The following is a 12,912-nucleotide window of genomic DNA, read 5'->3' as shown; positions in this document are numbered from 1 at the left end:
GGTAGAAACGAAGCGATCACCGGGTAGCGCTCACCATTCGGGCGCCGCAACCGGCGCCACTTCTGGGGCGGGGATCCAAACCCCGCTCGCCACAAGCGCGGTAGCAATCCCCACCGCAATCGCAATGCTTGCCCGTACCCAATAGGCTTTCGTGTGCCACACCACCGCAAAGGGTAGAGTTGTTGCGTCGTGCGACGCCGCCGATGCGTCCTGCGACGCGGCGGTGGCCTCTAGTCGTGCGGCCTTGACCTCATGCGGCGTTGCCAAACGATAGCCGGTGATCATCGGCCGCACCAAGTCTTCGCGTTTGACCACGCGGTAAAAGAGGATTGCGGTGAGGTGCAGCGCGACGAGCGCGATCAGCACCGGTTCGAGTTGGCGGTGCCAACTCGTGAGCGCGAGCTGCGTCGCTTCGCTGACCAAGCGCGCGAGCGGCCCACGAAACGCGATCTCGTCATAGGAAAAGAGCCCAAGCACCGCTTGGATTCCGAACACGGCGAGCATCGCGACCACCGAGAGCGCCCCCAACGGGTTGTGGCCGATCCCGTGCCATGCCCCTTGGAGATAGGCGCGAATCGCCGCAGGCCCTTTGACGAACTGGGAAAAACGCGCGGTCTCTGGCCCAATCACCCCCCAAAGCAGGCGAAACGCGATCAACCCGCAAATCGCGACACCGAACCGACCGTGCCAGATCATCGCGTTACCGCCCAATTTCACCGTAACGAACGCGCCGACGACGCACGCAACCAGCGCCCAGTGAAAGAGGCGCAGCAGCGGATCCCAGACGGGGATTGGGGTTTGGTTTTGCGACATACCCGATGCTCCTTAGCAGTTGCGCCTAGTAGTGGTAACGGCACGCAATCACCACCAACGCTTCGCCATCGACACAGTAGACCAAGCGGTGGGTCTCGTCAATGCGGCGTGACCAGAAACCCGAAAGGTTCTCGCGCAACGGTTCGGGTTTGCCGATGCCTTCGAACGGATGGCGCAAACAGTCTTGGATCAATGCATTGATGCGCTTCAAGGTCTTTTTGTCCTGACTTTGCCAATATTGATAATCTTCCCACGCCGCCAGGGTCCAGGTGAGTTTCAATGGCCGCTCGTCACTCGGCATCGATCAAGTCCTGCTGCGTCACTTGACCCTGACGGTACTGCGCGAGCGAACGCGCGAGGTGAGCAGCATTCGCGGGTGATTTGAGGAGATGAACCGTCTCCATCAGGCTGTTGAAGGTTTCCAGCGACAGCACCACCGCATCGGGAGCATCCCGACGGACGATGATCGTATAGTCGGCGTCGGCAATGACCTGGTCGATCACCCGTTTGAGGTTGTTCCGGGCTTCGGAAAAATTGACTACGCGCATGGGAACCGTTCCGCGATAATTGTACCATTATCTGTACTATTCTAAACGGTTGCACCGCGATTGACAAGAGGAACGACAACCGCACGGTTTCTAACCCATCAACGCCCGCGCGCTCGGCGTCTGCGCGGCGATCACGCCATCGAGCGGGCCGGCGTAGAGGAGCCGCCCGCCGTCACGCCCGCCCGCGGGTCCGAGTTCGATGAACCAGTCGGCCTCTTGCCAGACGTCGCGGTCGTGTTCGATCACCACCACGGTGTGGCCGGCATCGACCAGGCGGTGGAGCACGGGCAGAAGGAGCGCGACATCGGCAATGTGGAGCCCAACCGTCGGTTCGTCGAAGAGGTAGAGTGTTGGCCGTGCCGCTCGGTTCCCCAATTCCGCGACCAGTTTGAGGCGTTGCGCTTCGCCCCCCGAAAGGGTCGCGCTCGTCTGCCCAAGCCGCAGGTAGCCCAACCCCACTTCGGTCATCAGGCGCAACGACTCGGCGATCTTCGGGTGGGCTGCGAAGAAGGTGGCCGCCTCTTCGGCGGTCATCATGAGCACCTCGGCGATGGTCTTGCCGCGATAGCGCACCGCAAGCGCGTCGCTGCGGTAGCGGCTGCCGCCGCACGCATCGCACGGTTCGCGCACCGTCGGCAGAAAGGCCATCTCCGCGGCGACCCAGCCGTTGCCGTTGCACACCGGGCACCGCCCTTCGCCGCTGTTGAACGAGAAGAAAGCGGCGCGGTAGCCGCGCGCTTTCGCTTCGGGCGTCGCAGCGAAGAGGGCGCGGATCGGGTCGAAACATTTGAGGTAGGTGGCGGGGCAGGAGCGGCTGGTCTTGCCGATCGGGCTTTGATCGACGACGACGAGTCGTGCCACCGCGTCGGCGTTGTCCACCGCGCGGCAGCCAACGGGGCGGCGAGCGGTGAGCGAGGCAGCAAGCACCTCATGCACCAGCGTCGATTTGCCCGATCCCGAAACACCGGCGACCACCGTGAGGCGATTGAGCGGGATCGCGACGTCGAAACCGGTGAGGTTGTTCGCACACGCGCCGCGCACGGTGAGCCACGCGGTAGGCGGGTCGCGCGGTGGAACCAGGCGGTGCGGAATTCCTTCACGGAGTGCGCGACCGGTATCCGACGTGGGGTGGTTCTTGATCGCTTCCGGCGGACCGCTCGCGACCACTTCGCCGCCGTGTTCGCCTGCGCCCGGGCCAAGGTCGATCACCCAGTCGGCGCTTTCGATCACCCGCGCGTCGTGTTCGACCACCACCACCGTCGCCCCTTGATCGCGCAGCCGTTTGAGCACAGCGATGAGGCGCGCGTCGTCTTGGGGATGGAGCCCGATCGTCGGCTCATCGAGGATGTAGGCGACACCGGTCAGTTGCACCCCCAGTTGCGCCGCGAGGCGGATCCGCTGCGCTTCGCCACCGGAGAGGGTTGGCGCGGCGCGGTCGAGCGTGAGGTAGCTGACGCCGACGTCGTCGAGCAGCTGCAGCCGCGCGCGCAACCCGGGAAGGAGCTCGGCGACGATCGCCGCAGACGCAGACGCCCGCCAATGCGCTTCTTGGGCGTCGAGCCACGCCGCCACTTCGGCGATCGTCATCCGTTCGAGCGCTTCCCAACGGAGTCCCGCCACCGTTACCGCGCGCGCCGCCGGGTTCAAGCGGCTGCCGTGGCACGCCGGGCAGGGGCGGTTCGCATCGACGTGTTTCGTCTCCCACTCCACCGCTTCGGCAAAGGAGCGGGGCTGACCGTCGTCCGTCTCAGCACGTGCTCCAACCATGTGCCGTCCCGTTCCCAGACATTCGGGGCACCAACCGAGCGGCGAATGGTTGGAAAAGAGGCGCGGATCCAAAGGCGGCAGTGCGTCACCACACGCGGGACAGACCGCATGCGCGCTCACCACCCGCCACGTGCCCGCGACGCGCACCTTCGCCCAGCCGTCGGCCAACCGCCACGCGGCAGCGATCGCCCGCGCCAGTTCCGGTTCGGTGCGGGGGCGCCACACCACCGGCAGGTCGATCTCGTGCTCACGGTAGCGATCGGGCCGTTGCCACGGATGGGTGGGCCGTTCCTCGCCGTCGACGAAGAGCGTTTCGTACCCGCGCGCCGCAGCCCAATCGGCGAGATCCTGATAGACCCCTTTGCGCCTGCGCACGAGCGCGGCGCAGACGACCTCGGGCGGCGCGCCACTTTGCCACAGCGCTTCCGCCCACGCTTCGGCGGAACGAACCGCAGCCGGGACGTTACATTTCGGGCACTGGGGCACGCCCAGTTTGGTCCATAACAGGCGCAGGAAAGGGGAGAGTTCGGTGAGGGTAGCGACTGTGCTTTTCCAGCCGCCGCGGCTCGTGCGCTGTTCGATCGCCGCGGTGGGGGGTAACCCCGTGAGCCGATCGACCGCGGGCGGGGGCGGCGGCTGAACGAACTGCCGCGCGTAGGCATCGAGCGCCAACAGGTAGCGGCGCTGTCCTTCGGCGAAGAGGATATCGAACGCGAGCGTCGATTTCCCCGAACCGGAGCGGCCGGTGATCACGGTGAAGCGCCCGTGCGGGATCGTGACGTCGATCCCTTTGAGGTTGTGTTCGTGCGCGCCGATCACCGCGATCGCCGAGGGGGGTGCCGAGGGTGGGAGTACCGAAACGTGTCGCTTCGTCTCATCCGCTGGTGCGGGCAGCGCAGCCGCGACGGAAGAAGGGTGTGAAACGGCGCCCGTGTACGGCGCAGGCGCTTCGGCAACGTGCCGCAGTTGGGGGTCGTTCGCCTCTTTCCCCGATGCTGCCGCCTCGATGCCAGCGGGGGTAGCGGTTCGTGTTGCCAGCGGAGATGGGGAAAGGGCCGCGCCGCGCAACGCGGCAGCGGTTGCGGTCGTTGCCGCCGCGAGTTGCGCAGGCGGCCCCGCGAAGACCAGCCGTCCACCCGCTTCACCCCCTTCGGGGCCCAATTCGATCACCCAGTCGGCCGCAGCGATCACCTCGCGATGGTGTTCGACCACCACCACCGCGTCCCCCTCTGCGGTGCGGGCGCGCAAAAAGGCCAGGAGTTGCGCTACTTCGGCTTCGTGCAGCCCTGTGGTTGGCTCGTCGAGTACGATCAAACGTCGATTATGCGCTTCGGGCGCGCGCTTCGCCGCCCCCTTTTCGGCGGCGAGCGCCGCCGCGAGTTTCAAGCGTTGCGCTTCGCCGCCCGCCAAAGTCGGCGTCGGTTGCCCGAGCCGCAGATACCCCAAACCCAACGCCGCCAGGTGCGCGAGCGGCGGGACGAGCTTATTCCCCACCGGGTCGGTCGCCAAACGCGCGATCGCCTCATCGACGGTCATCGCCAACCATTCGGCGACGTTCGCCCCCAACCAGGTCACCTGCAGCACTTCACTGCGAAAGCGCTTGCCGTCGCACACCGGACATTTGAGGTAGACGTCGGCCAGGAACTGCATCTCGATCCGGGTGTACCCCGCGCCTTGGCACGCCGGGCAGCGACCGGCACCGCTGTTGAACGAGAACGCGGCGGCGTTGAGCCCCTGTTGCCGCGCTGCGTCGCTCTGGGCAAACGCTTTGCGAAAGCCGTCCCAAACCCCGAGCACCGTGACCGGAACCGAGCGGGCGCTTTTGGCAAGCGGCGATTGGTCGACCCACAGCACTTCGGCAATCGGCAACGGAATGGCAGGGTCGGGTCCGCGTTCGGTTCGCCCGTCCCAGTCGGCGGTGAGGGTTACCCCGTCGGGAAGCGGCAACCCGGCCAACGCGGCGGTCACTGCGGGAACCAGCGCCTCCTCGACGAGCGTCGATTTACCGGAACCGGAAACCCCGGCGATCACCGTGAGACCCGTCAGAGGCAGGGTCACGGAGAAATCGCGCAGATTGTGCCGTTCGCGAACCGAAAGGGTCAGGGTCGGCGCAGCGGGTTTGGCGCGTCCATTCGGCACGGTTTGGGATTCGACAACGGCAGCAGGGGGTGCGGAAAGCTTGCCGCGCACAGGTGACTCCGCGTCAGGGACACAGGAAGGCGGTGCGGCGTGTGTTGCGGAGGCAACAGCGTTTCGATCGGCTGCCCACCGTTCGTGCCATCGGCGCAGATAGTGGCCAGTGCGTGAAGTCGGATGGGCAGCGAGCGCGCTGGGTGGCCCAGCGAAGACGAGCGAACCCCCGCGTTCACCCGACCCTGGCCCGAGGTCGATCACCCAATCGGCCGCGGCGATCACTTGCGGGTCGTGTTCGATCACCACCACGGTGTTGCCCAACGCGACGAGCCGCCGCATCGCGGCGATCACGCGATCGACGTCGCGCGCGTGCAACCCCGCAGTGGGTTCTTCCAAGACGAACAGGGTTTGCGTCAGTTCCACCCCGAGCGCCGTGGTGAGGCGAATCCGCTGCAGTTCGCCGCCGGAAAGCGTCCGTGCGGCGCGGGCGAGCGTCAGATAGCCCAGCCCCACTTCGTCGAGGTAGCGGAGCCGTTCGCGCGCCGCTTCCCACGCCAGCCGCACGCCGCGGGGCCAGGTGGCGACGGGAAGCGTTTCCCAGAACGCGCGTGCGTCACGCACCGCCCATTCGCGAAACGCCGCGATCGTCGTGCCAGCCAACCGCCAAGCGAGCGCCGCGGGGGTGAGCCGCGTGCCGTGGCACGCCGGGCAACGGCGCGGCGAACGGTAGCGCGACAGCAGCACCCGCATGTGCATCTTATAGCTGCGGCTTTCCAGCCATTCGAAATAGCGGCGCACGCCGTACCAGTGTTTCGGCCAACTGTGCTCCCAGCTGACCCACTCCGGGTCGCCCTCGATCACCCAGCGCCGGACCGCGTCGGGAAGCGCTTCCCACGGCACATCCAAAGGGATCCCGCGGGCACGGGCAAACTGTTCCAGTTCCGTTTGGCACTGCTGCGATTCGCCGCTCTGCCACGGGCGGATCGCGCCGTCGGAAAGGGTGCGCGACGGGTCGGGAATCACTTTGTCCCAGTCGATCTCGAGGAGGTCGCCAAATCCGCGGCAGGTGGGACATGCGCCCAGCGGGTTGTTGTAGGAAAAGAGCGCCGGGGTCGCGCGCGGCGCTGCTTCGCCACACCGCGGGCAACAGGGGTCGGTGAGCGAAACGAACCAAACTCCGTCGTGGGGGGGTTCCCAATGGCGGGGCAGTTCCCCTTCGCTTGCGTGCCACGCAGCAACAGCGTCCCAACGAGCGATGAGCACCACGCCGTTATCGCTGCGCGCCGACGCGGCGGTCACCGCGGCGACGAACCGCTCTCGTTCGTCCGCATGAAAGCGCAACCGGTCGCTCACCACCCACCACACCGCCCCCTTTTCGTGTGGGGTGGCGCCCAATACGCGTGAAAAGCCCTGCGCGGCGAGCCCGCGCCATGCCGCTTCGGGCGACCAATTCGCAGGAACGAGGAGGGGCCAGGCGATCGCGACACGCTCTCCCGCCGCACGCCCATTTTTCCCTGCGTTCTCTGTTTCTTCCCCAACGTTCCCTGCGTCGGGTGTCCGAAACTGCTCGGTACACCATGACCAGACCGCGTGTGCGTCGGCGAAACGCACTGCGTCACAATCGCAACAGGGACAGCGCCACGTCGCCGCTTGCGCCCAGATCACCTTCAGGAGGTCGTCGATTTCGGTGAGCGTGCCCACCGTCGCCCGCGAAGTGCGTACCGCGCCCCCCGCTTCGATGCGCACCGCCGGCAGGATCCCTTCCACTGCATCCACGTCCGGCGGGTCGAGCCGTTCGAAAAATTGCCGCGCGTACGGGGAAAAGGTTTCGACGTAGCGCCGCTGCCCTTCGGCGTAGAGGATTTCGAGCGCCAGCGACGATTTACCCGCCCCCGAAACGCCGGTGATCGCGACCAGCCGCCCGGTGGGAACGGTGACGGTAAGCTCTTTGAGGTTGTTCTGTCGCGCCCCGATCACCCGGATCATGCGCACATCCATCCGACGATCCGCCGTGTGGTTTTGCTGAACTCCACCCCGAGTTCGATCACCCGCGTCACACCCGGCGCGGCACGATACGCAGCGGCGTAGTCGCGCGCACGCAGCTGCGCCAGCGCCGCCCCCGTTGCGCTTTCGCCTGCCACTACCTTGAATTCGACCACCCAGACGGTCGCACCCGCCTGGATCACCAGGTCGACCCGACCATCACGGGTGTGCGCTTCGGCCAGCAACCGCACGCCAGTGCTTGCCAGAAAGCTGTAGAAAAGGCTTGCGTAGTAGGCTTCGAGGTGACCCAGCGGGTACTGCCAGTCATAGGGAATTTGCGCGAAAAGGTGGTCGAACTCGGCCCGCAGCGTCTCGCTGTCGCCTTCACGCAACGCCCGCAGCACGTTGAGCGTCGCTTCCACTTCGTGGCGGTGGGGCAGAAGCGCATCCAACAACGCTTCGTTCAACGCCACCCGCACCTCTTGGTTGGGAATGGCCAACTCGTAAAGGAGTTGCCCCGCTTCCTCCACTTTACGGGCAATCGTCAAATAGCCGGTCTGCCACAAGAGCGTCTCGCTTGGCATCGTCCCGACGTCGAAGCTACCCAGCAGCTGGTGGGTGGCGTAGGTGCGCTCCAGTTGTGGTGTGAAAAAGCCGCGCGCTGTGAGGAGCTCGATCAAAAAGGTCGGCGTTGCGGTTTCGAACCACCACGGGCGATATTCGCGCTTGGCCAAGCAAAGGAGCACGTCGAACGGGTTATAGACCCGCTCGGTGCCGCCCCACCAGTAGCCGTTGTACCATAAGCGCACCCGTTCGCGGTCGAGCGGCTTGCCGTCTGCCGCGGCGGCGGCAAACTCGGGCGCAAAGACAGTGTCGAGGTCGGCGTCGGTGTAGCCACAGATCGCCGCAAAGTCGTCATCGACCGTGATGTCGTTGAGGTTGTTGAGCCCGGAAAAGAGCGAGACTTGGCTGAATTTGGAGACCCCGGTGAGGAAGACGAAACGGAGGTTCTCTGCAGCGTCCTTGAGCACGCTATAGAGGTCGCGCAGGATCGCACGGTGCACCGCCGCTTGCTCAGGATCGTTGATCGCGTCGAGGATCGGTTTGTCGTATTCATCCACCAGCACCACCACCGGCGCGCCGTGCTGGTTCGCGGCGCGTTCGATGAGCTCCATGAGCGCAAGCCCCGGTTGCGGCCATTGCGGCGCGTCACCGAGTCCTAGCTGTTGTGCGTTGCGCTTGAGTTGATAGCGGATCACCGCATCGACCGCCGCTTCGTTCGCGAACGAACCGGTCCCGAACGAAAGGCGAATCACCGGATAGCGTTTGCGCCAGTCCCAATGATCCGCAAGGTAGAGCGCTTCGCGCGGCGCGCTGCCGTCTCGCCCATCATGCGCCGCGAAGAGTTCGCGCTGCCCGGAAAAGGCGCATGCGATCGTGTCGAGCAGCAACGACTTGCCAAAGCGCCGCGGACGGGAAAGAAAATAGTACTTGCCGCCGCTTTCCACCATGCGTGCCAAAAATGGGGTCTTATCGACGTAGTAGTACCCTTCCCGGCGGATCTGCGTGAAACTCTGGATGCCGATCGGCAGTTTCTTATCCATCCTCATCTCCCGGTATAGTCGCGATACCACGCCACGAACCGCGCCACCCCTTCGGCAACCGGAGTCTGCGGCGTGTACCCCGTGAGCCGCTCGAGCAGCGAACAGTCGGCCCACGTTGCCGGGACATCGCCCTTTTGCATGGGGAGGTAGCGGCGAACCGCCTTTTTTCCGAGCGCTTTTTCGAGGGCATCGACGAAATCCAACAGCCGCACCGGTTGCGAATTGCCGATATTGACCACCCGCCATGGCGCAACCGGGCTCAGCGTATCGCCAGGAATCGGCTGCCAACCGTGTTCTTCGGTACGCGCCGACGGAGGGGGTGGCGGCACGTCGACCAGCAAGCAAATCGCGCGCACCAAGTCGTCGATATAGGTGAAATCGCGGTACATCTCACCGTGGTTGTAGATCTCGATCGGCGTGCCGTCGAGAATGCCGCGGGTGAATTTGAAGAGCGCCATATCGGGCCGACCCCACGGGCCATAGACGGTGAAGAAGCGAAAAAGGGTGGTGGGAAGCTGCCACAGGTGCGCGTAGGCGTGCGCCATCGCTTCGTTCGCCTTTTTGGTCGCGGCGTAGAGGGTGAGCGGCGTCTCGGTCGGCTGGGTTTCGACGAATGGCATCTCGCGGTTCGCGCCATAGACGCTGCTTGTAGACGCCAGCAACAGGTGCTTGGGCTGCACCCGTTTTGCCGCTTCCAAAAGGTGAAACGTGCCCACCAGGTTCGCGTCGATATACGCACGCGGATTTTCCAAGCTGTAACGCACCCCGGCCTGCGCGGCCAAATGGACGATCACCTCCGGCTGCGCCGCATCCACTGCGCGATCCAACGCCGTCTGATCCTCGAGCAGCGCTTCCACCGCGGTGAACGCCGGATACATGGTAAGAAGCGCGTGGCGGCGGCGTTTGAGGGTTACGTCGTAATAGTCGGTCAGCCCGTCGAAGCCGGTGACCGTATGACCCGCTTCGAGCAACTGCTGCGCCAAGTGAAAACCGATGAAACCGGCTGTTCCGGTAATGAAAAAACGCATTTCTTCCCTTTGCCCTCAACTGCTTTCGACCAATCGACCCAACCCCTCTCGAACCGTACGCCAGGATCAGCGCGCCACGTCGTGAAAATAACGGACCTTGCACCTGGGGTCGAGCGTTTCGACCACCTCCGGCGGCAAGCGTTCCGGTGGCACCGCTTCGGCGATGGTCACGTCGGGAACCGTCGTGAGGTCGATCGCAACCAGTTCGCTGCGCGGCGTTTCGGGCTCATAGAGCAGCACCCACGGGCGCAACGGATCCCGGGGGCTATTGCGCAACACCAACCCCACCGCGTCGTTGGACAGACGGACGAAGGTCCCGGGCGGATAGACACCGATCATCTTGACGAAGACGGCGAAGAGCGCCTCGTTCCATGCCCCCTTTTCGTGGCGATAGAGCCACGCCACCGCTTTCGCGGGCGGCAATGCAGGTAGCCCGGGGATCGGGTTACAGAGATTGTCGAAGCGGTTCGCCAACCCGACGATCTGCGCCGCGAGCGGCACTGCATCGTCCGCCAAGCCATCGGGAAACCCCTTGCCGTCGATGCGCTCGTGGTGCGCACGAACCCAAAGACGGATCTCGTCGGCTATTCCTGGGATTTCGGCCAACCATTCCGCCCCATAGACCGGATGGAGGCGATAGAGTCGCTCTTCGGCGCGGTTTCGCTTCGTGTTATAGAGCACGCTCGTGGGAATGCGCGCTTTGCCGATATCGTGCAGCAGCGCTGCGGTGCCCACCGCCTCGATCTGTGCCTGATCGAAGCCCATGCGATGCGCGAGCATCTGCGCCACCACCATCGTGTTGAGCGCATGGCCCGTCGCCCCCTCGTCGTGCGCATGCTCGGCGATGAGCTGCAATACCACCTCCGCCTGCGGGGTGAAACGGCTCGCCGCCTCTGCAGCGACATCGCGCGCCAACCGCGCGCCGTCGGGCTGTCCGCGGTCGATCGCGGCAAGCGCCGCTCGGGTGCGTTCGGTGGTTGCCTGGTAGGCCTCTTGGCAGCGGGCCAACGTTCGGCGCATCGCCACCACCGCTTCGTGCTGTTTGCGTTTGTCGGCCCGTTGCGCCGCGATCTGCGCCCGAACCTTCTCGACATTGGCTACCGCTTGCTGGGATTCGGTTGTCGGCTGTGCGGTTCCCTTTTCTGGAGGCGGCAGCGGCGGTACCCGGCTCTTTTTGGGGTTCCACCGCACCTTCGTCAACCCCAACGCTTTGAGTTCGGCCAACTGCGCCTCGTCTTTGATCGTGAATGCGTTGAACCAGAAGGGATGGTCGAGCCACGGCAGGTCGAGCTCGATATGGACCCCGGGTTGCAACTGCTCGAGAGAGACTTCGGGTAACGGATCACGACGTTCGCGCACGCGCTTCCAACCTTTGTTATATACTTTGGCAAAGAAAAAAAGAGGGTAACGGCTTGAGTACGAAGCATAACAAAAACGGGGCGGCAACGGAGGAGTTACGGCCGATCATCGCCCGGCTGATCGAGCGCTTCGGCACGCGTTTGAGTGGCGACGCATTGCGCGAAACCTATTTCGACGTGCGCGGTCTGCCCGTCCCCCCGACTCCTGCCACGCCGGTTTTGCTCCAAACACTCGCGAAACTGCTGCCCAGCGATCCCCCCGAGATCGCGCGCCACCTGAAAATCGCCCACGACGCGCTCGCCAAACGCAACTACACCGCCGCGCAACCCGCGCTCGAACGGGCGGCCGAATGGTTTCTGGCCAACGAGCCGGAACATCCCCATTCCGTTTCCGCGACCGCGGCTCCAGCGCCACAGCCTGCCGCGTTCGACCGCGAGTTCAACGAACTCTTTGCTGCGGTGATCCGCGAGCTTTTTCTCCCGTTCCTCAACCCAGAAGCCGACCTGCACGAGATCGCGGTTTCGCTGTTGCAGCGCCTCGATGCGGAACCCATGACGGCGGAACTGGCGCACGAATTGCGACTCTTCATCGAGGCCGCGGCGCCGATCGCGATCGCGGTAAGCGACCATGCGCGCGACCTCACGCGGCTGGTCGAATTGATGTTGCGCCACCTCGACAATTTCGTGCTCGAAGCGGAACTGGCGCGGCAACAGGTCAAATTCATCCGCGACGCGCTTGCGCGGATGCACGAAGCGGGCATTTTGGAGGAGGCGAGCGAACGGCTCGAACAATTGATCGACGCGCAACGCCAGGTGATCGACGAACGGCGCAAAGCCGAAGTGGAGATCCGCGAACTCCTCTCCGTCGTGATCGAACGGCTTGCGTCGTTTTCGAGCGACAGCGGTCAGTACGCCGACGAACTCAAGAAAACGGTTGCCAAAGTTCAGCAGGCAAAAACCCTCACCGAACTGCGCGACGTATTGGTGCAAACGGTTGAACGCACTCAGTTCATGCACCACTCTTCTGCGCAGATTTCGCAAACGGCACAGCGCATCCAGCAAGAGCTGTTGGCGACGCGCGAACGGATGGAGCGGCTCGAACAAGAGCTGCGCGAATTGTCGCAACAGACGGTGAGCGACCCGCTCACGGGCCTGAAGAACCGCCGCGGTTTGGAAAATTTCTGGCACCGCGAAAAAGCGCGTGCGCTCCGCTTACAGACGCCGCTCTCGCTCGCGGTGCTCGACCTCGACAATTTCAAGAAATTCAACGATACCTTCGGTCATCTGGCCGGAGACCGGGCGTTACAGCACCTGGCCGCGATCGCGAAACGCTATCTGCGTCCGCAGGATGGCATCGCCCGTTGGGGGGGCGAAGAGTTCGTGATCGTCTTTCCCGAAACCGATCGCTCCGTGGCCGAGCGGGTGGTCCAACGCCTGCAGCGCGAGCTCACCAAATCGCTCTTCTTCTACGACGATCGCCACCACGTGATCACCTTCAGCGCTGGCGTCGCCGAATGGCTAGGTGACGGCGAAACGCTCGAACAGCTGGTCGCCCGCGCCGACGAAGCGCTCTACACCGCGAAACGCGCGGGCAAGAACCGGGTCGTGGCCGCCCGCCAACCATAAGCCGCGCCAGCTCTGGCCACAAACCAGCGGTAGGGGGTGCGACACGGCACAC

General features: G+C 64.6%; 8 protein-coding genes. 1 reads left to right on the top strand and 7 read right to left on the bottom strand.

The genetic code is table 11. The features are described 5' to 3' along the window. Positions 1–30: 30 nt before the first annotated feature. From HPTL_RS00100 to HPTL_RS00070, 7 genes are all read right to left on the bottom strand, one after another. Positions 31–813 carry a cytochrome b/b6 domain-containing protein gene (locus tag HPTL_RS00100; RefSeq protein ID WP_119334152.1) on the bottom strand — a complete coding sequence of 261 codons (783 nt, stop codon included), beginning with the start codon at positions 811–813 and terminating at the stop codon, positions 31–33. Between the two features lie 25 nt (positions 814–838). Continuing rightward, positions 839–1,114: a Txe/YoeB family addiction module toxin gene (locus tag HPTL_RS00095; RefSeq protein ID WP_119334151.1), complete on the bottom strand. Its 276-nt coding sequence runs from the start codon at positions 1,112–1,114 to the stop codon at positions 839–841. Then, positions 1,104–1,361, bottom strand: coding sequence for a type II toxin-antitoxin system Phd/YefM family antitoxin (locus HPTL_RS00090; protein WP_119334150.1), 258 nt, complete (start codon positions 1,359–1,361; stop codon positions 1,104–1,106). Before HPTL_RS00090 ends, HPTL_RS00095 begins: the two co-directional genes overlap by 11 nt. A gap of 90 nt (positions 1,362–1,451) precedes the next feature. After that, the gene (locus HPTL_RS00085) at positions 1,452–7,247 is read right to left on the bottom strand and encodes an excinuclease ABC subunit UvrA (RefSeq protein WP_197713702.1); all 5,796 of its coding nucleotides are present in this window, start codon (positions 7,245–7,247) and stop codon (positions 1,452–1,454) included. Continuing rightward, positions 7,244–8,848 (bottom strand): ATP-binding protein, encoded by a 1,605-nt coding sequence (locus HPTL_RS00080; protein ID WP_197713701.1) that lies wholly within the window; start codon positions 8,846–8,848, stop codon positions 7,244–7,246. The genes HPTL_RS00085 and HPTL_RS00080 overlap by 4 nt, the downstream gene beginning before the upstream one ends. A gap of 2 nt (positions 8,849–8,850) precedes the next feature. After that, the gene (locus HPTL_RS00075) at positions 8,851–9,876 is read right to left on the bottom strand and encodes an NAD-dependent epimerase (protein ID WP_119334148.1); all 1,026 of its coding nucleotides are present in this window, start codon (positions 9,874–9,876) and stop codon (positions 8,851–8,853) included. 66 nt (positions 9,877–9,942) lie between these two features. Beyond that, positions 9,943–11,235, bottom strand: a complete 1,293-nt coding sequence (locus HPTL_RS00070; protein ID WP_170141221.1) for an HD-GYP domain-containing protein — start codon at positions 11,233–11,235, stop codon at positions 9,943–9,945. Between the two features lie 53 nt (positions 11,236–11,288). Here HPTL_RS00070 and HPTL_RS00065 point away from each other — a divergent pair, with 53 nt between their 5' ends. Further along, positions 11,289–12,860: a GGDEF domain-containing protein gene (locus HPTL_RS00065; RefSeq protein ID WP_145981775.1), complete on the top strand. Its 1,572-nt coding sequence runs from the start codon at positions 11,289–11,291 to the stop codon at positions 12,858–12,860. Positions 12,861–12,912: the final 52 nt, after the last annotated feature.

The organism is Hydrogenophilus thermoluteolus (assembly GCF_003574215.1).
GTDB classification, from domain to species: domain Bacteria; phylum Pseudomonadota; class Gammaproteobacteria; order Burkholderiales; family Rhodocyclaceae; genus Hydrogenophilus; species Hydrogenophilus thermoluteolus.
This window is presented reverse-complemented; position numbering and strand designations above follow the sequence as displayed.